The organism is Nocardia sp. NPDC056564 (assembly GCF_042793755.1).
Lineage (GTDB): Bacteria > Actinomycetota > Actinomycetes > Mycobacteriales > Mycobacteriaceae > Nocardia.
The window spans coordinates 64,363-84,651 of the sequence record NZ_JBHTUR010000004.1 but is presented as its reverse complement, the minus strand read 5'-3'; the positions used below and the strand labels follow the sequence as shown (position 1 = coordinate 84,651).

17 protein-coding genes are annotated in these 20,289 nt (G+C 66.5%); 6 read left to right on the top strand and 11 right to left on the bottom strand.

What is annotated here, in order from left to right; all coding sequences use genetic code 11:
• Window positions 1-109: 109 nt before the first annotated feature.
• A complete protein-coding gene (locus tag ACFQ9K_RS11705) occupies window positions 110-559 on the bottom strand; it encodes a hypothetical protein (RefSeq protein ID WP_378722888.1) in 450 nt (149 codons plus the stop codon).
• 590 nt (window positions 560-1,149) lie between these two features.
• Between ACFQ9K_RS11705 and ACFQ9K_RS11700 the strand changes: the two genes are divergently transcribed.
• The 3 genes from ACFQ9K_RS11700 (at window position 1,150) to ACFQ9K_RS11690 (ending at window position 5,237) form a co-directional block, all read left to right on the top strand.
• On the top strand, window positions 1,150-2,160 hold the full coding sequence (locus ACFQ9K_RS11700) for an XRE family transcriptional regulator (RefSeq protein WP_378722887.1): 1,011 nt from the start codon (window positions 1,150-1,152) through the stop codon (window positions 2,158-2,160).
• Between the two features lie 109 nt (window positions 2,161-2,269).
• Window positions 2,270-3,526: a pyridoxal phosphate-dependent aminotransferase gene (locus ACFQ9K_RS11695; protein WP_378722910.1), complete on the top strand. Its 1,257-nt coding sequence runs from the start codon at window positions 2,270-2,272 to the stop codon at window positions 3,524-3,526.
• Window positions 3,527-3,965: 439 nt separating this feature from the next.
• Entirely contained in the window at window positions 3,966-5,237 is a 1,272-nt protein-coding gene (locus ACFQ9K_RS11690; protein WP_378722885.1) for a YibE/F family protein, read from the top strand.
• A 163-nt stretch (window positions 5,238-5,400) separates the two neighbouring features.
• Here ACFQ9K_RS11690 and ACFQ9K_RS11685 read toward each other — a convergent pair whose 3' ends face one another.
• Both ACFQ9K_RS11685 and ACFQ9K_RS11680 read right to left on the bottom strand, forming a co-directional pair.
• Window positions 5,401-6,654, bottom strand: coding sequence for an Hsp70 family protein (locus ACFQ9K_RS11685; RefSeq protein ID WP_378725919.1), 1,254 nt, complete (start codon window positions 6,652-6,654; stop codon window positions 5,401-5,403).
• A 182-nt stretch (window positions 6,655-6,836) separates the two neighbouring features.
• Window positions 6,837-8,159 (bottom strand): UDP-glucose dehydrogenase family protein, encoded by a 1,323-nt coding sequence (locus ACFQ9K_RS11680; protein ID WP_378725922.1) that lies wholly within the window; start codon window positions 8,157-8,159, stop codon window positions 6,837-6,839.
• 134 nt (window positions 8,160-8,293) lie between these two features.
• Between ACFQ9K_RS11680 and ACFQ9K_RS11675 the strand changes: the two genes are divergently transcribed.
• The gene (locus ACFQ9K_RS11675; RefSeq protein ID WP_378725924.1) at window positions 8,294-8,830 is read left to right on the top strand and encodes a YdcF family protein; all 537 of its coding nucleotides are present in this window, start codon (window positions 8,294-8,296) and stop codon (window positions 8,828-8,830) included.
• 4 nt (window positions 8,831-8,834) lie between these two features.
• Here ACFQ9K_RS11675 and ACFQ9K_RS11670 read toward each other — a convergent pair whose 3' ends face one another.
• A complete protein-coding gene (locus tag ACFQ9K_RS11670) occupies window positions 8,835-9,233 on the bottom strand; it encodes a hypothetical protein (protein WP_378725926.1) in 399 nt (132 codons plus the stop codon).
• A 736-nt stretch (window positions 9,234-9,969) separates the two neighbouring features.
• Here ACFQ9K_RS11670 and ACFQ9K_RS11665 point away from each other — a divergent pair.
• A complete protein-coding gene (locus ACFQ9K_RS11665; RefSeq protein ID WP_378725928.1) occupies window positions 9,970-10,173 on the top strand; it encodes a calcium-binding protein in 204 nt (67 codons plus the stop codon).
• 31 nt (window positions 10,174-10,204) lie between these two features.
• On the opposite strand, the gene ACFQ9K_RS11660 is transcribed toward ACFQ9K_RS11665, so the two are convergent.
• From ACFQ9K_RS11660 to ACFQ9K_RS11635, 6 genes are all read right to left on the bottom strand, one after another.
• Window positions 10,205-10,564 (bottom strand): hypothetical protein, encoded by a 360-nt coding sequence (locus ACFQ9K_RS11660; RefSeq protein WP_378725930.1) that lies wholly within the window; start codon window positions 10,562-10,564, stop codon window positions 10,205-10,207.
• On the bottom strand, window positions 10,561-11,028 hold the full coding sequence (locus ACFQ9K_RS11655; RefSeq protein WP_375921237.1) for a hypothetical protein: 468 nt from the start codon (window positions 11,026-11,028) through the stop codon (window positions 10,561-10,563). The genes ACFQ9K_RS11660 and ACFQ9K_RS11655 overlap by 4 nt, the downstream gene beginning before the upstream one ends.
• 69 nt (window positions 11,029-11,097) lie before the next feature.
• Window positions 11,098-12,246 (bottom strand): acyl-CoA dehydrogenase family protein, encoded by a 1,149-nt coding sequence (locus ACFQ9K_RS11650; RefSeq protein WP_378725932.1) that lies wholly within the window; start codon window positions 12,244-12,246, stop codon window positions 11,098-11,100.
• Window positions 12,246-13,475, bottom strand: a complete 1,230-nt coding sequence (locus tag ACFQ9K_RS11645; protein WP_378725934.1) for an acyl-CoA dehydrogenase family protein — start codon at window positions 13,473-13,475, stop codon at window positions 12,246-12,248. The genes ACFQ9K_RS11650 and ACFQ9K_RS11645 overlap by 1 nt, the downstream gene beginning before the upstream one ends.
• 194 nt (window positions 13,476-13,669) lie before the next feature.
• Complete coding sequence (locus ACFQ9K_RS11640; RefSeq protein WP_378725936.1) at window positions 13,670-14,431, bottom strand: lytic polysaccharide monooxygenase; 762 nt, start codon at window positions 14,429-14,431, stop codon at window positions 13,670-13,672.
• Window positions 14,432-14,858: 427 nt separating this feature from the next.
• Window positions 14,859-18,083, bottom strand: coding sequence for a (Fe-S)-binding protein (locus ACFQ9K_RS11635; RefSeq protein ID WP_378983139.1), 3,225 nt, complete (start codon window positions 18,081-18,083; stop codon window positions 14,859-14,861).
• Between the two features lie 452 nt (window positions 18,084-18,535).
• On the opposite strand from ACFQ9K_RS11635, the gene ACFQ9K_RS11630 reads away from it, so the two are divergent.
• On the top strand, window positions 18,536-19,240 hold the full coding sequence (locus ACFQ9K_RS11630; protein ID WP_378727024.1) for a hypothetical protein: 705 nt from the start codon (window positions 18,536-18,538) through the stop codon (window positions 19,238-19,240).
• Window positions 19,241-19,295: 55 nt separating this feature from the next.
• Here the strand turns inward: ACFQ9K_RS11630 and ACFQ9K_RS11625 are convergent, their stop codons facing one another.
• Window positions 19,296-20,183, bottom strand: coding sequence for an NRDE family protein (locus ACFQ9K_RS11625; RefSeq protein WP_378727282.1), 888 nt, complete (start codon window positions 20,181-20,183; stop codon window positions 19,296-19,298).
• Window positions 20,184-20,289 lie beyond the last annotated feature (106 nt).

Genomic DNA, 20,289 nt, shown 5'->3' with positions numbered 1-20,289 from the left:
ACCGGCCGAGTGACACCGGTCCGAGTCCGCCCCGTCGACTGCCGAAAAAAGGGGCGGACTCGGCCCGGTCCGGCACCGGGCGGCAACGGGAACCGATCGCGGCGCGTGATCAGTCCCCGCCACCCGCTCCCACCGCCAGCGCCGTCGTGATGATGACGGATAGCGGTGGCAGCGTGTCGCCGCGTCTCGGCGGGGATACCCAGAAGCACCCTTCCCGGGTCCACCGTCCGAGGCCGGTCGGCAACATCACGGCACTGCCGATGGCGGGAATGCCGATATCGAGACGATTGAGCACCTCTAATACCTGCGATCCCGGCCGGCTGTCCGGTTCGGCGAGAAAGCTCCACCGGATCTGCCTGGCCAGCATGGGCCCCCTGGTCCCTTGCTGATCCAGTGCGTCCCGCACTTTTTCGGCACGGGCGGTCGGCAAGTGGACGACGCAGACGCGGCTGGTGATCGGCAGCATGACGAACCCGCCACGCTCCGCTACCGGTAGCCCGAACTCATGCCGGTAGAACGCCACCCAATCGTCGACAGTCCTGAGTTTCTCCACATTCACGGCGAACTCCTTGCCTCCCGCTCTCCAGGGTCCAGGGCACAGGCCCGATGCGGTATTGCCCGCACGCCCGCCTTCTGCTGCCCTTCCGCTGCCTCTGGGAAGCGGTGTCGTTTCGGATGTCTCTGATACCAGCTCTATTTCGTATGTGGCCGTGCTCACAAACCCCTCGTACCCTGGGAAAGAGTTCGTTCGGAAGGGATGACATCGTGGTCCGGCAATGGTCAGGTAAAGAGGCCCGTGCCCTTCGCGATGCCAAACGCATGAGCATCCGGCAGTTCGCGGCCCATCTCGGGGTGCACGAACGCCTGGTGTCGAAGTGGGAGGCCGGCGGCGTCCGGGTCCATCCACGTCCGATCAACCAAGCCGCTCTCGATACTTCCCTGGCCAGGTCGGACGATGTTGTGCGAGCACGGTTTGCGGCAATGGTCGATCAGCCGGTGGCCGATCGACCGACCGCACCGGAGTTCGACGCGCCCGCCGATTCCTCGGCGCGCGCCCAATATTCGAGCGACGCGGACCTTTTGGCTCTCATAGACGCCGGTGCGATGAGAGGTGATGCGTTAGCAGAGATTTCGGAGAGGGATCTGATCATGGCGGCTGCCCATGAGGCCAGCGAGCACGCCGGCCAGGCGGAGAGCACGAATGTGGGTGCGACCACCTTGGAACAGCTCGACGCCGATGTGACCCGCATCGCGAACGACTATGTGCATGTCCCCCCGGTGCCCATGATGGTCGAGATGTTGCGGGTGCGGCGCCGGGTCTACCGGCTGCTGGAGGGCCACCAGCGCCCGGCGGATACCAGCCACCTGTACCTGGTGGCAGGCACCCTGTCGGGTCTGCTCGCCAATGCCAGTACCGACCTCGGTTACTACGACGCGGCGGGCGAACAGATCAGAGCGGCCTGGGCCTACTCGGAATTGTGCGAGCACAACGGGTTACGGGCGTGGACCCGGGGCATGCACGCGCTCATCGAATACTGGTCGGAACGACCGCGGCGCGGGGTGCTGCTGGCGCAGAGCGGCCAGGAGTTCGCGGAATCGGCGACGGCAAAGGTGCGGTTGCTCAATATCGAGGCCCGGATCTGGTCGAAGCTCGGCAGTTCGGCCGAGGCCGACCGCTGCATCCGCGCCGCCGACGACGCCCGCGAGGTGGCCGGGACCGACACCCTGCACGACGAGGTGGGCGGCGTGTTCGGCTTCAACGCGGCGAAGGCCCAGTACTACGCCGGCGCGACCTACATTCACCTCGGGCTCGCGGCACCCGCGCTCGCGGCCACGCAGCGGGCCATCGAGCTGTACTCGAGCGGCCCGTCCGAGCAGCGGTCGTACGGCGCCGAGTCGCTGGCGCGCGTGGATTGCGCGGCCGCGCACCTGATCAACGGCAGCCTGGAGGGCGCGGCCGAAGCGCTGAGCCCCGTGCTCGGCCTCGCCGAGGACAAACGCATCGCCCCGCTGGAGGAGCGATTGACCGGGGTGCGCCGCCGAATCGCCGGCCCGGACTTCCGGGACGTGATCGAGGCGCGCTCCCTGGACGAGCGAATCGAGGAATTCTGCGGCGCGACGGCCGCGAAAGGGATACCACCCGGCAACCCCGCTTCCTGAGGTCCTCATCACAATGGCAGGCAAGACGCCCGACACGCGTGCGTTGTGCCGGTGAAATGCGGGCAATTGGTACCGAGCGGGGCTATATCCGGTTGCGACGGGTGGCACCATAGGACGGGTGAGCCCAAGTCATCTACCGCATCGCCCGCCGCGCGTTCTGGAGCAGTCCACGAAGCTGCAGAATGTCGTCTACGAGATTCGTGGACCGGTACACGCGCAGGCGGCACGGCTGGAGGCAGAGGGCCACCGGATCCTCAAGCTCAACATCGGCAACCCGGCCCCGTTCGGGTTCGAGGCCCCCGACGTGATCATGCGCGACATCATCGCCGCGCTTCCGTATGCGCAGGGCTACTCCGAATCCAAGGGCATCCTGTCCGCCCGGCGGGCCATCGTCACCCGCTACGAACTGGTGCCTGGCTTCCCGGAACTCGACGTGGACAGCGTGTACCTCGGCAACGGCGTCTCCGAGCTGATCACCATCACCATGCAGGCCCTGCTCGACAATGGCGACGAGGTGCTGATCCCGGCGCCCGACTATCCGCTGTGGACCGCGATGACGAGTTTGGCCGGCGGCACGCCGGTGCACTATCTGTGCGACGAGTCCAGCAACTGGCAGCCCGACATCGCCGATATCGAATCGAAGATCACCGACAAAACCAAGGCGCTATTGGTGATCAATCCGAATAATCCGACCGGCGCCGTATATTCTGCGGAAATTCTCCAGCAACTCGTCGATATCGCGCGCAAGCATCAGCTGCTGCTGCTCGCCGACGAGATCTACGACAAGATCCTCTACGACGACGCCAAGCACATTTCGCTGGCCTCGGTGGCGCCAGATCTGTTGTGCCTCACGTTCAACGGGCTGTCCAAGGCCTACCGGGTGGCGGGGTATCGCGCGGGGTGGCTGGCCATCACCGGCCCGAAGGATCACGCGTCCGGTCTGCTGGAGGGCATCGATCTGCTCGCCTCGTCCAGGCTGTGCCCGAATGTGCCTGCGCAGCATGCGATTCAGGTCGCGCTCGGCGGGCACCAGAGCATCGAGGATCTGATCCTGCCCGGCGGGCGACTGCTGGAGCAGCGCGACGTCGCGTGGGAGCGGCTGAACATGATTCCCGGTGTGTCGTGCGTGAAGCCGAAGGGCGCGCTCTACGCGTTCCCCAGGCTGGACCCGAATGTTCATGAGATCCATGACGATTCGAAGCTGATCCTCGATCTGCTGTTGCAGGAGAAGATCCTGATGGTGCAGGGGACCGGGTTCAACTGGCCCGACCATGATCATCTGCGGATCGTCACGCTGCCGTGGGCCAGGGACCTCGCGGTGGCCATCGAACGGTTCGGCAACTTCCTGTCGAGCTATCGGCAATAGTCTGTAGAACGGTCCTACCGTCTGAGTCGCCCCGCTTATAGCTCTTAAACCGACCGAATGTATGGATATACGCGAAGTTTGGAGACTAGCTAGCGCATTAGAAGTACTTTTGTGTACAGTAGGACTCGGCACTTTCGAGTGCCCGGCCGGGTTGCCTACCCCCCTGGGTTAACCCGGTCTCGGGTTCGGCCGCCTACCCCCCTGGGCCGCCGGCCTGTGGGCGGCGGAGACATCCCCCTGCTCTCCGCCGCCCCCTCCGAGCCCTTTTCCGGCCTCCTTGCCGACTCCGGCCCGTCTTTCCGGTCGCCACCCCGCTTTTGAAAATGAAATCCTTTAAGCTCTGCTGCGGGCAGCCGACTCGGGCTGAACAGCCGCCGTTCCTGCCCGCTGGGAACCACCCAGCGATTTTCGACGGACAGGGTAGGAGCCCCGCGCAGCCATGACCGAGCATCACCATCACCACGATCACTCCGGTCCGATCGCGATCGGTGACAACGCCGCCCGCGTCGTCGTCGGGTTGCTCACCGTCATCGGCGTCATCGTGTTAATCGGCGCGGTCCTGCTGTGGCCGAGCAAACAGCACATCGACATCCCGCTGCCGATGCAGAACGCCGGCGGCGGCGCGGTGCAGACCGAGGCGGGCACGGTGGTCCTGCAAGACATCGGACCGTGCGGCAGCCCCTCGATCGGCAAGGTGTTCGCGGACAAGCCGACCGCGCCGCCGGTCAACGCCTACACCTGCCAGCGCAGCGTGATCGACATCGAGTCCGGGCCGCACCAGGGCAACCGGACGCTGCTCGAAATCCCGCCCGGTCCAGGACAACCCGACCTGCACGCCGGTGACAAGCTCCGGCTGGTGCGGCAGGCCGATCCGAGCGGCACCCCGATGTATTCGTTCGAGGACTATTCGCGCGGCCTGCCGTTGCTGCTGATCGTGGCGGTCTTCGTCGTGGTGATCGTGGTGGTGGCGCGCTGGCGCGGCCTGCGTGCGCTGCTCGGGCTGGTGTTCGCCTTCGCGGTGCTGGTGATGTTCCTGCTGCCCGCGCTGCTGGACGGCAAACCGGCGATTCCGGTCGCGCTGGTCTCGGGTGCGCTGATTCTCTATGCCGTGCTGTACCTCGCGCACGGGGTGAATCTGCGGACGAGTTCGGCGTTGCTCGGGACGTTGACCTCGATGATCGTCGCGGCCGTGCTGTCCTGGGTGGCCATCAAGATGACCCATCTGACCGGGCTGTCCGAGGAGCAGAACACCAACGTCGCCACCTATATCGAGCACGTCAGCATCACCGGGCTGCTGCTGGCCGGGTTCATCATCGGCTCGCTCGGTGTGCTCAACGACGTCACCATCACGCAGGCGTCGGCCGCGTTCGAGCTGGCGGCGATCGACGAGTCGGCTACTCGGCGTGAGGTTTTCACCGCGGCCATGCGTGTCGGGCGGGACCACATCGCGAGCACCGTGTACACCCTGGTGCTCGCCTACGCCGGCGGCGCGTTGCCGCTGCTGATGCTGTTCAGCGTCGCCGGGCGGTCTATCCGCGATGTGCTGACCGGGGACGCGGTGGCCATCGAGATCGCCCGTTCGTCGGTCGGCGGTATCGCCCTAGCCCTGTCGGTTCCGCTGACCACGGCCATCGCGGTCGTCCTGGCCAAACCGTTCGGCAAGCGTGACCACGTCGAGGCGCCGCGCCGGGCCCGGCACGCGCGCAACTGATTCGGGTCCTACCCCGCGCCGCACGCTTTCTGATTTCCCGCACCTGAATTCGCACGCGATTCTCGGTGCGGGAAATCAGAAAGCGTGCGGGAACGCGCAGCTTAGTGCGACGTACTCATTGTGGTGGAGGGCACAGCGGGGTTGGCGACTGTTCAACTGGTGTTCAGCGTGGGGGTGGGAAGGGGAACACCTCGGGTGGGATGGTCGGCACCACGATCGGTGGAAGGCCGGGCACGACAATGGTGTTCGGGCCGGGCGCTGGCGGCGGCGGCTCGGTGGTGGTCTGCCGGCGGGGCGGAGGTGCGGCGACCGATTCGGCGGCGGACTCGGTCGGGGTCGCGGGTGCGACGGCGATCTGCGGGGCGAGGCTGGTGGTGCGGGGCGCGGTGGTGGTCGGCGCCGAGGGTGAGCCTTCGCTGTGGGAATCCCGCTGCAGGACCTGCGGGCCGTAGCCGAGACCGAGTCCGATCGCGGCGACCACCGCGAGGGCGCTGACGGTGAGCACCGCGCCGCTGATCTCGCGCTTGCGGCGCTTCGGTGGGGCGGACAGCCACGCGGGCGACAGTTCGGGGTCCAGCGTGGTGGGCGCGGCCACGGGTTCCGGCAGCACCGGCCGGGCCAGCAGCGCGGCGCCGCGGGCGACGACCGTCTCCGGACTCTCCGGCACGATCACCGGAACACCCATCCACCGTTCGAGAACCCTGGCCACCAGCGGAATCCGGGCGCAGCCGCCGATCGCGAGCACGCCGTGCACCGGGCGGTCGGAACGGGTGATCACGTCGCGCGCCATCCGCGCCGAGGACTCGATCGCCAGCATGATCAGCGACTCGAAGTTCTCCTGCGCCAGCAAGACCAGGCCCTGCTCGCTGGGCAGCGCGACCGCGGTGTTCGAGGACAGCTGTTCCTTGGCCTCGCGGCACAGTCCGTCCAGCACGGCCAATCCCGCCGCGTCCGGCGGATGCGCGATCCGGCCGGAGGCGATCTGCTGCTCGCGGATCAGCGAATCGAGATAGTCGCCGCTGATGTCGCTGGTGCGTTCGCTGTGGCGCACCTCGCGGGACTGGGTGTCGACCACGCTCACGGTGAGCCCGGAGCTGCCGAGGTCGTACACGACCAGCGAGGAGATGCCGCGGATATCGCCGGTGGACTGGGCGAATTCGAGCGCGGCGACGACCTCGGGGACCAGTTCGTAGTTGGTCAGCTGCTGGCGCGCCATGGCCGCACGGACCGCGCGCGCGTGCTGCTCGCTGCGGTAGGCGATGGCGGTCGCGGCGATGCCGGGCGTGGTCTCCAGCGTGACGCCGATGGCCTCGGCGGCCAGTTCCTCGACGGACTGTTCGCCCACCGGAATGGTCTGTAAGTCGAACGAATGCGCCTCGACGTGCCCGTGGGGGTTCGCGGTGTGTGGTCGCGCCATACGGACAGCGCCGGCCCCCACCGAAACTCCCAATACCGAACTCATCAGCTGCCCATCTCGTTCACACATCACGACATGCGAGCCAGCGCGAAGGCCCGCTCCCCGGACCATACCGTCGACGAGCGTCTGTGCATACGGCAGGACTATTCATCCCGACGTAGGCCCGCCTTCGCGACGCAACTCTACGGCGTACCGAGTCCCGCGTACACCCATCCGGCCGCTCGCCAGTTGGCACGATTGAGACAATTCCGCCCGTCGATGATCGACTTTGTCCGAACTACCCGATTCAAATCCTCCGGCCGCAGTGCGGTGAACTCGTCCCATTCGGTGAGCACAAGCACAACGTCGGCTCGCTCACACGCCTCCGCGACCGAGGTCGCGTAGTTCAGCGTCGGGAACACCCGGCGTGAATTCTCCAGCGCCTTAGGGTCATACACCGTCACTACTGCGCCGTGCAACTGGATCATGCCCGCCACATTCAGCGCGGGCGAATCGCGAACATCGTCGGATTCCGGTTTGAACGCCGCGCCGAGCACCGCGACATTCGCGCCGAGCAGTGAACCGCCACAGGCGCGCGCGGCCATGTCCACCACCTTGGTGCGGCGGCGCATGTTGATGTTGTCGACCTCGCGCAGGAATGCCACCGCGTGGTCGGCGCCGAGTTCACCGGAGCGCGCCATGAACGCCCGAATATCCTTGGGCAGGCAACCGCCGCCGAAACCCAGTCCGGCATTGAGGAATCGGCGGCCGATGCGCGCGTCGTAGCCGAGCGCGTCGGCCAGCATCGTCACATCGGCGCCGGTCGCCTCGCAGACTTCCGATACCGCGTTGATGAAGGAAATCTTCGTTGCCAGAAAGGCATTCGCCGACACCTTCACCAATTCGGCGGTGGCCAAATCGGTCAGGAGAAACGGCACCTCGTCGGCGATCAGGTCCGCGTAGACCTCGCGCACCATGTCCTCGACCCAGCCCGATGCCGCGCGCTCCCGATCCACGCCCAGCACAAGACGATCCGGACGCAGCGTGTCCTTCACCGCGAAGCCCTCGCGCAGGAACTCCGGGTTCCAGGCCACCTCGACCTCCGCCGGCGTCAGCTGCCGGGCCCGGACGCCGAGCGCGGCGGCCGTGCCCACCGGCACCGTCGACTTGCCGATGATCACCGACGGCCGCTCCAGCATCGGCGCGAGCGTGTCCACCACGGCGTGCACGTATTTCAGGTCGGCGGCGTACTCGCCCTTCTTCTGCGGCGTGCCCACGCCGAGGAAGTGCACGTCGGCATGGTCCGCCGCCTCGGCATAGGAGGTGGTGAAGCGCAGCCTGCCGGTGTCGAGATTGCGCCGCAGCACATCCTCGAGTCCGGGTTCGTAGAACGGCACCACGCCATCGGACAGCTTCGCGACCTTGCCCGGGTCGACGTCCACCCCGATGACGTCGTGCCCGAGCTCGGCCATGCACGCCGCGTGCGTGGCCCCGAGGTACCCGGTTCCGAAGACTGTGCATCGCATGATCGATTGATAAGCCCCGCCGGTGGCCACCCCGCGTCACCGAGGCAAGGGTCACGGCAACGGTAGGTGTACATGTGGCGACATTCACCGGGCTGGACGTTCTGACCTGCGCCGATCCCGCTAGCATCGATCGGATGCGACGTCGCCGATGGGGTTGGGCCTGCTTCGTGCTCGTCCTCGTGGTGGCCGTCGCGGTGACCGCGCTGTGGCCCGTCTACGTCCGTCCGCGCACCGATACCCCGGTCGCCGCCGACGCCATTCTCGTGCTCGGTGGGGCGCATGACGGGCGCGAGCGGCTGGCCCTTCGGCTGGCCCACGACGGTCTGGCCCCGCGCGTCCTGGTCTCCAATCCGTACGAGCACAGCGCGATGATCAATCGAATCTGCCACGGCGGCTACAGCTTCGAGGTGGTGTGTTTCGATCCGTCGCCGCGCACCACCCGGGGTGAGGGACGTGAACTCGCCCGCATGGCGCGGGCCGGTGGCTGGCGCCGGGTCATCGTGGTCACCTTCACCCCGCACATTTCCCGGGCCCGCTACATTCTCGGAAAGTGCTGGGGCGGAGAGCTTCTCTTCGTCGATCCGGAGCCGCGCCTGTCCCTCGCGCGCTGGGCCTACGACTACTTCTATCAATCCGCCGGCTATCTCAAGGCCGCCGTCGAGGGGTGCTAGCGGATCACATCAGGGGTGTGCCGTTCTGTTTGATGATGCGGATACCCCCGGGCTCGATCGCCAGCAGCGTCGGGACCAGGTCCTCCTCGAGGTGATCGGCCGCGAACACCATCTGCTCCAAGTCGCCGAGCCAGCCCGAGTCCGCGCGCACCACGTGCAACTTGTCATGGCAGGAGATACCGGCCACGAAGCGATCGCCGCCGAGCAGTTCGACCAGCCGGTCGTGGAAGTCCGGTGCGGCGATCGCGGCGGCAGGCATGAAGGTGTCGACCTGATTGCGCATCACCCAGCTCATGCCCAAGGTCCCGCGCGGGGTCGGCGCGACCCTGGCCGCCAGTAGGTACAGCTGGTTCGGGATCAGCTCCCACTCCGCATGGATCGCCAGCACGTGCTCCGCAGGCACCCGCCGCCGGAACACCTGCCCCTAAGCCCGCATCACCGCCTCCGCATCCATCGCCGGAACATCGGTGACCGCAGGCTCATCCACCCCCTCGAGCACAAACCCCACCACACTCATCACGACCCCGTCGATTCCCTCTCAGTCCAGAACCGACCCAATCCAGACCCCCGAACCTGCGCCGCCACACCGAATTTCGACAGTCCATCGACGCGTCATAACAGATCTGGGGTGGCGTGCAGAATAGGTCTCTTATGCGACCATATGTGTAAATCGCCGCAGCTAGACGGGGTGCGTTTTGTGGTTATCGGGCTATGTCGAGTAATCGATGGACACCGCTGGTGGGTGGTTCGGCGTAGGTTTGCCTTCTCATTCACTACCGGGGAGCAGGCACAACATGAGTTCGTATGGACCGGCGCATTCGAATATCTATGGGGCGCAGCGCGAGTGCCTGGTCGTACGGAACAAGTGGGCGCCGGTAAGCGGGCTGGTGGTCGTGGGTATGTGCGGGCTGGTCTTGGTAGCCGCGGCCGGGTGCGCGGCGGACAGTGAAAAAGGTAAAGCCGTGGTTGCCGCCGCGAGCACGTCGGTTGCGGCGCCGGTGAGTTCCGTCCTTGCCACGCCAACTATCGAGCTCCCCAAAACATCTGTCCAACGGCCGGTTCCGCCGTCTCCCGCCCCTGTGCAATCCGCGCCTCCACCCGCACCTGCGGTGCGGGCGCCGATGCCGAGCGTAGTTTGCATGAACCTGCAGGCGGCACAGAACAAGATCCAAGAAAGTGGCGTCTGGTACTCGAGGTCGACCGATGCCACTGGAAAAGGGCGCAGGCAGGTGCTTGACGCGAATTGGATCGTCGTCGCACAATCCCCCGCACCGGGTGTCCTGATCGGTGAGGGCGACGCGGTCCTATCCGTAGTCAAGATCGGCGAGCGTAACCCCTGCTAGGTTGTCGGCCGCGCCATACCGGGTCTGCTGGCTACTCGGTTTCCTTCGGATGCCCCGGCAGGCATCGTTCGAGCAGCACTCGGCCTGCGGTCTTGCTTCCCTTCGGCGCGTGTTCCACGAAGTACCAGAGTCGGCCGCCGTCGGTGAATTTGTACTGGTAGCGCTCGTAGGTTCGGCCCTGATAGGTGCCGTATCGCAATTCGCCCTTGAGTGAATAGAGACGTGGGGACTGGACCTCTGGTGCGCGAGTGAGGGTGTCCCAGGCGTCGACCATCGCGTTGCGGGCGGCAGCGAGACAATCTATCCAGCCCTTCTGGGCCTCGCTGGTGATGAAGGCGAGCTCGTATTCGGATCGTTTGAGTGGTCGGGGCACATCTTGCCGCTTGCTCACTCACCGCCCCTTGGGTCGCGCACCACCACCGGCTTGTCGAGGAAGTTGAGGTCGGTGCCGTCGATCCGGATCCGCGGATCGGCATGTGCCGCAGCGGTATCCCGCCAAGCGGCCAAGGTGGCGGTCAGGCCGGCGAGGCGGCCGACGGCCAGCCCGCCCCGCGCGTGGTTGAGGAAGTCCGCGACGAACTCGGTTCGTTCCGACTCGGGCAGCAGTTCGATCCAGGGGAAAGTGATGGTGAGCCGACCCACCAGTCGTTCGAGGATTTCGTCGTCGAGCGCGATCGCCAGCAGTTGGGTCAGCGCACCGAGGGTCTCCTCGGTGGCCGCCGACTCGGCCGCGTCGGAGAGTCGTACGGGCGGCGCGGCGCGGCGAACGAGGATAACGTCGCCGTTCTCCTCCATCGCCTCGATGACCCGGTTCGGATCGCGTAGGAACTCCGACCAGGTGGCTGTTGCGCTCATGAGGTCAGTATGTCAGAACTAGTTCTGATGTCGAGTCACCTGCTCCTTTCCTCAGGTCAGGGGCAGTAGTTACGGCCTGGTCATGGCCGCGTAGCGGGTGAGGTGGTGGTCGTCGGAGCCGAATTCGTATTCGATGGCGGTGAGGCGCTTGAAGTAGTGGCCGATGGCCAGTTCCTCGGTCATGCCCATCGCGCCGTGTAGCTGAACGGCGTTCTGACCGAGGAATCGAGCGGCTCGGGTGACGGTGACCTTTGCGGCGGAGACGGCGCGGGCTCTGGTCGGCGAGTCCGCCCCGAGGGAGTGGATCGCCAGGTAGACGGCGGCGATGGCCTGCTCCAGTTCCATATACATGTCGACCAAGCGGTGTTGCAGGACTTGGAAGCTGCCGATGGGCTGGCCGAATTGCTTGCGCTGCTTGACGTATTCGAGGGTGTCGGCGAGGACCTTGCGCATGCAGCCGACCGCCTCGGCGGCGATGGCCGCGATGGCGTCGTCGATGGTCGGCTCGATGGCGACCCACGCGGCGCCTTCGACACCGAGCAAGGTGTCGGCGGGCAGACGGAAGCCGGTGAAGACCAGGTCGGCGGCGACGCGGTCATCGATGGTCCGGTACGAGTGCACTTCGACGCCGGCGGGTGGGTTGTCCGCGTCGAAGTCGGTGCAGAACAACGAGATACCGTGCTCCTCGCGGCGACCGCCGGAGGTGCGGGCGGTGATCAGCAGGTGGGTTGCCAGCGGCGCGCTGGTCACGACGGTCTTGGCGCCGTCGATGATCCACGAATCGCCGTCGCGCCGTGCCGAGGTCGACACGTCGTGCAGTGTCTGGCCCGAAGTCGGTTCCAGCGCGGCGAAAGCTGTGCGCACGTCGCCGGACACGATCCGGCGCAGCAGCGCGTCGGCGCGCTCACCACCGGACCGGTTGAGCAATCCGGCACCGACCACGACCGTGTCCACGAACGGCTCGACCACGAGCGCCCGCCCGAGTTCCTCGGCGATCACCATCAATTCGACCGGCCCGCCGCCCATCCCGTCCACCCGCTCGGGCAGCGTCGCGCCGAGAATGCCGAGCTCGTCGGCGAATCCGCGCCACACCGCGGGCTGCCAACCCGCGCCGACCTTCGCCGCGGTCCGGCTCTTCGCCAATTCGTAACGGGCGCCGAGGAATCCGGCGATCGCGGTGCGGAGCAGTTCCTGCTCGTCGGTAAGGGTGAAGTCCATCAGAGCCCCAATGCTGCTTTGGCGAGGATGTTTCGCTGAATCTCGTTGCTGCCCGCGTAGATCGAGCCCGCTCGGTCGTTGAAGTAGCGCAGCGGCGCGACGGCCTGCCACGGCGCACCGCTGCGGTAGTCGTCGGCAGGCGGGGTGAACTCCGCGATCGGCCCGCCCGGTTTCGTGGCATGCGGCTGATACACGCGTCCGCGCGGACCGGCCGTGGCCAAGGCGAGCTCGGTCAGCTTCTGGCTCAGCTCGGTCGCCAGAATCTTCAACATCGACGAGGCCGGACCCGGGTTGTGCCCCCGCGACATCGCCGAAATCGTGCGGTACTCCAGGATTTCCAGCACCTCGGTGCGAATCCGCGCCTCCGCCAGCCGCGCCGCGAACGCCGGGTCGTCGATCAGCGAATTCCCATCCGGACCAGGCTGTTTCGCCGCCTCGACGGCGATCTCCTGCGCCATCGCCTGGAGGAACGGTGCCATCGCGCCGCCGCGCTCGTGCACGAGCAGGTACTTCGCGACAGTCCACCCCTCGTCGATCTGCCCGAGCACGTTGCTCTTCGGCACCCGCACGTTGTCGAAGAAGACCTGGTTCTGTACCTGCTCGCCCGAGGTCATCACCAGCGGCCTGATCTCGATGCCCGGCGTGTTCATATCGATCAGCAGGAACGTGATGCCCTGCTGCTTCTTCCCGGTCCGCGACGTGCGCACCAGGCAGAAGATCCAATTCGCCTCCGTGGCATGGGTTGTCCAGATCTTGCTGCCGGTGCACACGAGGTCGTCGCCGTCCTCGACGGCGGCCATCGTCAGCGACGCCAGATCCGACCCCGCCTCCGGCTCCGAATACCCCTGGCAGAAAAAGACTTCCCCGGTCAGGATCCGCGGCAGATAGAACGCCTGCTGCTCCGCCGTCCCATACGCGATGATGGCGTGCGCCACCATCTTGATCCCCATCGGCGACAGCGCGGGCGCGCCCGCCAGCGTCGACTCCCGATTGAAGATGTAGTGCTGGGTCAAACTCCAATCGCACCCGCCGAACTCCACCGGCCAGGCCGGCGCCGCCCAGCCCCGCTCATGCAGAATCCCCTGCCACGCCATGCTCGCCTCGTGGTCCGGGTACACGCTCGTCGCCAGTCGCCCCGCCCGCCGCAGCTCCGGCGTGAGCTTCGCGTCGAGAAACTCCCGCACCTCATCCCGGAACGCTAGATCCAGCGCTGACCAGTCGTAATCCATCTGCCCTCCCGGAGGGTGCGTGCCTGTGCATCGCGTCCGGCGGGCGGCCGAAGCGAGACAGAGCCAAGTCGTGTCTCCCGCACTGTATCAAAACTGATGTCAGGTGCCAGCACTTGTTGGCGGGTTGGCCCGAGGGCATCGCACGCAAGCGTCCCGGGCCTCGACGGTTGGTCGGGGTCCGGGACGGGTGGGGGTTAGAGCTTTTGCCACAGGGCGGGGGTGTTCGGGGGTTCCCAGCCGGTGGCGGCGGTGTGTGCTTGTCGGCAGAGGTAGCGCAGGCCGTCGTAGGAGACCTCGTTGCCGGCGGTGTAGGCGGTGCCCGCGGCCCAGGGGCGTGAGGTGGGTGGGGTGGTGGTGGGCGGGTTGGTGGTGGTCGGGGGGACCGTCGTGGTGGGCGGCACCGTGGTGGTGGGGGTCGGGGTGGAGGTGGGCGGTGTGCCGCCGATGTTCAGGTCTACGCACGCGTAGAAGGCGTTGGCCGTGTCGGCGATGTTCCAGATGGCCAATAGTTTCTGGCGTCCGGTGAAGCTGCCGAAATTCACGGTGTGCGTGACGGTTTGGCCGGGCTGCTGGTTATTGCCCGGAACGACGCCGACCCGGGTGTTACCGATGTAGTACTCCCAGTTGGAAGTGCTGTGCCGAGCGGTGTTGGTCCACGTGAAGGACGCGGAATTGCCGACGGTGTGCACTTTCCACGGCTTGCTGTCGTCGCTGAGTTCGGCGAATTGGGAAAGGTTGCCGTGGCAGTTGCGCAAACCTTTCGGTCCTTCGACGCTCTGCGGCTCGTACTTGATCGGTCCGCAGGACACGGTGCCTGCCGCGCATTGGGCCTGCCTGCTCGCCGGTGACGAGATGTATCCGTGCGCGCTAGCGGTGCCTGCCGGGACCAGAACCGCGAGGATGGGTGCGATTCCTATTGCGGCCCCGAGAACTGTCAGCTTTCGTTTGTTGATCATTGCGCTCCTAATAGCCTGAGCAGCAGTGGCCGGCTAACTGATCAGTATCAAACTTTTTGGCAGAGAGAACATTTCGAGCTCTAATGTGCCAAAAACGATAGGGCGCGGACCGGAATGGGGGCAAGGCGCCGAGGCGCCGGCACTGCGGGCGTGTCGCAGTTTCCAGCTATTCGTGTGCCGGGATCGACAGTGGCGTAAGGGAACTGGTGACTATTGCGCTATATGCAAAGCATTCCCCAGTGCCTCCCCACACGTGTTTCGCTGAATACAGCGGTGCGGGGGTGCTCGGATTCGCTGATCAGAACGCCGGTTTGCGGGTATCCCCAGACCCGCGGAAACCGCACGCCCAGTTGATCGACGGAAACAGTTCGACCCGGATCCATCGGGCGGATCCGGGTCGAACTGGATAACTATGGAGTTGTGCCGATCAGTTCTTGCGGCCGGGAGCCTTCGCCCCGGACTTGAATCCGAGACCGCCCGGCTTGGCTGCCGGGGGAGTCACCTCGGCGGCACCGTTGCCGTTCGCCGGCTGATCCGAATCCGGCTCTGCGGCAGCCGAGTCGGCGCTGGATTCCGTCGGCGTGGACTCCGCCGGAGCGGAATCCGCGGCGGGTTCGGCCGGAGTCGCGGGCGCGGAGCCGCCCGGCGCCTTAGCACCGGGACGCTTGAACCCGGACTTCATCGCCAATCCCTTGGCCGGAACCGTCGGCTTGGTCTCGGTGGTCTCCGAAACCGGTTCGGCGGTCGCGGTTTCCGCGTCGGAATCACTCGCCGCGGGAGCCGCCGGTGCAGCAGGGGCCTTCGCGGCCGGTGCCTTCGCACCCGGCGCTTTGGCACCGGGCGCCTTGGCCGCGCCCTTCATCCCCAAACCCTTGACGGGCTTGGGCGCCGGCGCCTCCGCCGCGGCTTCGGCCGCAGGCGCGGCATCGGCCTCCGGAGCAGGAGTCGCCTTGGCTCCGGGTGCCTTGGCGGCGCCCTTCATGCCGAGCCCGCCCGGCTTCTTGCCCGGACCCTTCATCGCGAGACCCTTGACCGGCGCGGCAGGCGCCTCCGGAGCCGATTCTGTTTCGGCCGCAGGCGTTTCGGCCTTGGCTCCGGGTGCTTTGGCGGCGCCCTTCATGCCGAGTCCGCCGCCCGGCTTCTTGCCCGGTCCCTTCATGGCCAGACCCTTGACCGGCGCCGCAGGTGCCTCGGTCGCCGATTCGGCTTCGGCCGCAGGCGTTTCCGCCTTGGCTCCGGGTGCTTTGGCGGCGCCCTTCATGCCCAGTCCGCCGCCCGGCTTCTTGCCCGGACCCTTCATCGCGAGTCCGCCACCGGTCGGCGCCGCCTTGGCCGCGGGCGCGGCGGTCTCCGGCTCCGGTTCCGGCTCGGAAACCTCTTCGACCGCAGGAGCTTTCGGCTGCTGGACCACGGTGAGGTTCTCGGTGAGCTTCGCCGCGTCCACCCGATCGATGGCATCGAGCATCAGCTGCGCGACGTCGACGACCTCGACTCCCTCGCCCTCGCCCTTTTCCTGGCGAGCGGTGACACCGTCGTTGAGCATGACCCGGCAGAACGGGCAGCCGGTCGCGATCTTGCCGGGCGTGGCGCCCGGGTTCGCCGCGAGCGTGTTCAATCCCTCGTCGACCCGGTCGACGTTGATCCGCTTACCGAGCTGCTCTTCCATCCACATGCGCGCACCGCCGGCGCCACAGCACATGGACCGCTCACCGTGGCGCGGCATTTCGATCAACGTGGACCCGGAGGCCTCCATCAACTCGCGCGGCGCGTTGTAGACCTTGTTGTGCCTGCCCAGGTAGCAGGGATCGTGATAGGTGACGTTCTGCGACACCGAGGCGACCGGGATCAACTGCTTCTGCCGCACCAGGCGGTTGAGCAGCTGGGTGTGATGCACCACCTCGTAGCTGCCACCGACCTGCGGGTACTCGTTGTTGAGCGCGTTGAAGCAGTGCGCACAGGTGACGACGATCTTCTTTTTCTTCTCCTCGACGCCCTCGAACACCGAGTTCAGCGTCTCGATGTTCTGCGCGGCGAGCTGCTGGAACAGGAACTCGTTGCCCGCGCGCCGGGCCGAGTCGCCGGTGCAGGTCTCGTCCTGGCCGAGCACCATGAACTTCACGCCCGCGGTGGCGAGCAGCTCGGCCACCGCCTTGGTGGTCTTCTTCGCCCGGTCCTCGTAGGCGCCGGCGCAGCCCACCCAGAACAGGTAGTCGTAGCCGTCGAAGCTGTCGGCATCCTGCCCGAAGACCGGAACGGTGAACTCGACCTCATTGATCCAATTCAGCCGGTCCTTGGCGTTCTGCCCCCACGGGTTGCCCTTGTTCTCCAGGTTCTTGAACAGACCCGCGAGCTCGGACGGGAACTCCGATTCGATGAGCACCTGGTAGCGGCGCATGTCGATGATGTGGTCGACGTGCTCGATGTCGACCGGGCACTGCTCCACGCAGGCGCCACAGGTCGTGCACGACCACAGCACCTCGGGGTCGATGATGCCGTTGACCTCGGCGCCGCCGACCAGCGGACGCTCGGCCTCGGCCTTGGCCGCGTCGGAGATCTTCGCCAGCGCCGCCTCGTTCGGCTTGCCCTCGGCGTCGACCAGGCCGATCTCGTCGCCGCCCATGTCCTTGCGGCCGCCGGCCAGCAGGTAGGGCGCCTTCGCGTTGCCGTGGTCGCGCAGCGACATGATCAGCAGCTTGGGCGACAACGGCTTTCCGGTGTTCCAGGCCGGGCACTGGGACTGGCACCGGCCGCACTCGGTGCAGGTGGTGAAGTCGAGCCAGCCCTTCCAGGAGAAGTCCTCGATCCGCCCGGCGCCGAAGGTGTCGGTGTCCGGGTCGGCGGTCTCCATGTCGACCGGCTGCCCCTTGGACATCATCGGCTTGGCCGCGCCCAGCGCGACACCGCCGTCGTCCTCCCGCTTGAAGTAGATGTTGAAGAACGCGGAGAACCGGTGCCAGGCCACGCCCCAGGTGATGTTGCGGCCGACCAGGTAGAGGAAGGCCATGCCGGACATCAGCTTCACGAACGCGAACAGCGCGACCATGGTGGTGCTCGCGGGCAGCAGCTTGGCCACCTGCATGGTGAAGAAGTCGGTGTACGGGTCGGAATGCCCGTAGGCGGCGATCTTGCCCGCCTTCACGAAGATCATGCCGAGACCCTCGATCAGCACGATGAGCTCGATCACGTACGCGGGTCCGAACTTCGAACCGCTGAACCGGGAGAGCCGCTCGGGCAGGCGCGGGTGGTTCAGCTGGCGGATGATGATCAGCGTGCCGATGCCGACCACGGTGCCGATGCCGAGGATCTCGTCCCACAGGTGGTAGATCGGCCAGTTGCCGATGATCGGCCAGTGGAACGACGGGTCGAAGGTCTGACCGTAGGCCTCGAACCACAGGATGGCGCCACCCATGAAGCCGATCATCACCAGCCAGTGCGCCCAGCCGACGGTGCGGAACTTGGCCATCCTGGTGTGCGCGAGGAACTCGATGACCATCTGCTTGAAACGCGGGAAGAACGGTCGCCAGCGATCCGGTGCGGGCTGTCCGACCATGATGGCGCGGACGATGCTGCGGACGCCGCCGAAGAACGACGCCCAACACAGGAGGCTGAGCGTCGCCCCAATCGTGCCCAGCGTCACTGTCAGGGCATTCATGTCGCGACCTTTCTCTAGAGGCAACACGAGCGGGGGCGGTCGGGCCGCCCCGATTGGCTCGTATCCTAACCGGCAGTAAGTTACCCACCGGTAACATATGCTATCCGTCGTACCATTTGCAGCTGAGCTATGCCCCCTCTTGCTGGGGCTTGACGCAAAATTCACCTGTGATGAACCTCACACCCGGTTTGTCCATCCAAGCGCGTGTTCAGGTCAATACACCGTAAACGCCGAGGCATCCGGCCTAATCGGTAAGGACAGGCTTAGTCCTCAAGGGGCGTAATGCTTCTCGCTTATGGCTCGCCGGTGGATTACGCTCACGACGTTCTGTCTGCTGTGCCTGTCTTCACACTGCTCGGGGAGGATCCGGGGCGACCGCCCGGATTTGATGAAGAGCGCTCTCGCGTGCGGGGATCGGCGGGCAGGCAACCTGATGATGGATTGGAAACTGAATGAACCTCCGCAGAACCACCGCGGGTGCCGCGTTGGTCATCGGCGCGATGACCATCGGCCTCGGGACCGCGCATGCCGAGCCTGTCGCGGCTCCGGCTGATCTCAACTACTCCGTCAAGCTGGTCGACAAGACGGTCGTCGCGTCGCTCAAGGGGGGAACCTTCTCGGTCACCGAGAAGGACGGCGCCACCGCCGCCGATCCGAAGCTCTCCGTCGCCAACGTGAAGGACGGCCAGGGCAACACCCTCGTCTCCTTCCCGCTCGACGTCGATGTCGACGGTCGCCTGGTGCCAGTCAAGACCGAGGTGAAGAAGGACGGAACCGTCCTCGAGGTCACCCCGCAGAAGCCCGCGGATCTGGTCGTCACGGACAAGCCGGTCGTCGCCAAGCCGTCCGTCGCGCAGGACATCGCGTCCCCGATGGAGAACCAGCGCGCGCAGAACGAGTTCGCGAGCAACTTCGGCATCGCGACCGCGATCGGTGGCTTCGTCGGCACCGCGATCGGCGCGACCATCGGTTGCATCATCACGATCCCCGCGTTCTGCCTCCCCGGCCTGGTGGCCGGCGCAGGCATCGGTGGCATCCTCGGCACCATCGCCGTCGGTGGCCCGGCCCTGATCGCCGCGGGCATCGAGCTGATGAACACCTTCCAGGCAGCGGACGGCACCACCAAGTGGGCAGACAAGCCGCTCCCGGCCAAGTAAGCACCTGGTACCGACCACTGGCCCGCTCTCCTCGGAGAGCGGGCCAGTGTGCGTTTCAGGCGGGCAAATCCATGGCTCCGTCGAACGCGACGGTGTTCTTGCGCCGTCCGAATCGCCCGAACGACCGCTCCGTCATCTGGAACGTGCCGTCCTCGCGCACCAGCAGCACCGTGCTCACCCTGGTGCCGTGCGCGGCGTCCGCGATGAACCGGGACGACAGCCTGCGTTCCATCAGCTTCGGCACCCCGGTGCTCGGCAATTCCGCGTCCGGGGCCTTGGTGCGGTCGGCCAGCACCGCGAAATAGCGCTCCACCGCACCCGGATCCGACTCGGCCACCGCCCGCAGCTCGGTCAGACCGGTCCGTACTTTGGGCCAGATGGGCTGTGGGGCGGTTAAATCCGGGTTATCCGGGTTCACCCCTGCCGAACTGACGAACGTGCCGTTGGAGAGGCCGTGGAAGCCCGGAGCCAGTTCGTGCGGCGGCGTGGCGCTGCGATTGGAATGCCACCACAGCGATTCCAGGTCGGACACCACCAGGTTGTAGCCGTTGTAGTCGTCCGGTGCGCCCGCGACATCGAGCACGTACTTCTCCGGGCCGGGGAAATCCGCGCCCGGCTGCCGATCCGAGGCGCCGCGCAGGAAGTCCATCAGCAGCGCGCCCCGGGAACGGGCGTCACCGCGTTCGTCCTTCGGCGCCCGCACGTTGGTCACCGCCGCGAAACGATTGCGGCCCTTGTCTTCTCGGCGCAGCCCGAGCCAGGTGCCCGGCGGGTCGCCCGCGGCCGTGTGCTTCGCCCCCAGATCGCGCCCGGCGAGCAGGCCGGGCACCTCCGGCCACCAGCGCAGCGATTCGGTCGGCCGGGCGTAGAACTCGTCGCGGTTGGCCGCGAGGATCAACCGATACTCCGGATGCGCCCGCCAGCCGATCAACACCAAACACATCGGTTCAGGATGCCCGAACCTGGCCCGCCGCCGCACCGCATCGGTCGGGGGATGGGCCGCGCAAGGCCAGTGGAAACCGCCCCGAGACAGCGAAAAGGCCGGCCGC

Bases quoted from the DNA above. Each gene is read 5' to 3' on its own strand.
- ACFQ9K_RS11700 (WP_378722887.1), top strand. From the start codon at position 1,150: ATGGCGGCTGCCCATGAGGCCAGCGAGCACGCCGGCCAGGCGGAGAGC.
- ACFQ9K_RS11690 (WP_378722885.1), top strand. From the start codon at position 3,966: ATGACCGAGCATCACCATCACCACGATCACTCCGGTCCGATCGCGATC.
- ACFQ9K_RS11685 (WP_378725919.1), bottom strand. From the start codon at position 6,654: ATGGCGCGACCACACACCGCGAACCCCCACGGGCACGTCGAGGCGCAT.
- ACFQ9K_RS11680 (WP_378725922.1), bottom strand. From the start codon at position 8,159: ATGCGATGCACAGTCTTCGGAACCGGGTACCTCGGGGCCACGCACGCG.
- ACFQ9K_RS11675 (WP_378725924.1), top strand. From the start codon at position 8,294: ATGCGACGTCGCCGATGGGGTTGGGCCTGCTTCGTGCTCGTCCTCGTG.
- ACFQ9K_RS11665 (WP_378725928.1), top strand. From the start codon at position 9,970: ATGAACCTGCAGGCGGCACAGAACAAGATCCAAGAAAGTGGCGTCTGG.
- ACFQ9K_RS11655 (WP_375921237.1), bottom strand. From the start codon at position 11,028: ATGAGCGCAACAGCCACCTGGTCGGAGTTCCTACGCGATCCGAACCGG.
- ACFQ9K_RS11650 (WP_378725932.1), bottom strand. From the start codon at position 12,246: ATGGACTTCACCCTTACCGACGAGCAGGAACTGCTCCGCACCGCGATC.
- ACFQ9K_RS11645 (WP_378725934.1), bottom strand. From the start codon at position 13,475: ATGGATTACGACTGGTCAGCGCTGGATCTAGCGTTCCGGGATGAGGTG.
- ACFQ9K_RS11640 (WP_378725936.1), bottom strand. From the start codon at position 14,431: ATGATCAACAAACGAAAGCTGACAGTTCTCGGGGCCGCAATAGGAATC.
- ACFQ9K_RS11635 (WP_378983139.1), bottom strand. From the start codon at position 18,083: ATGAATGCCCTGACAGTGACGCTGGGCACGATTGGGGCGACGCTCAGC.
- ACFQ9K_RS11630 (WP_378727024.1), top strand. From the start codon at position 18,536: ATGAACCTCCGCAGAACCACCGCGGGTGCCGCGTTGGTCATCGGCGCG.
- ACFQ9K_RS11625 (WP_378727282.1), bottom strand. From the start codon at position 20,183: ATGTGTTTGGTGTTGATCGGCTGGCGGGCGCATCCGGAGTATCGGTTG.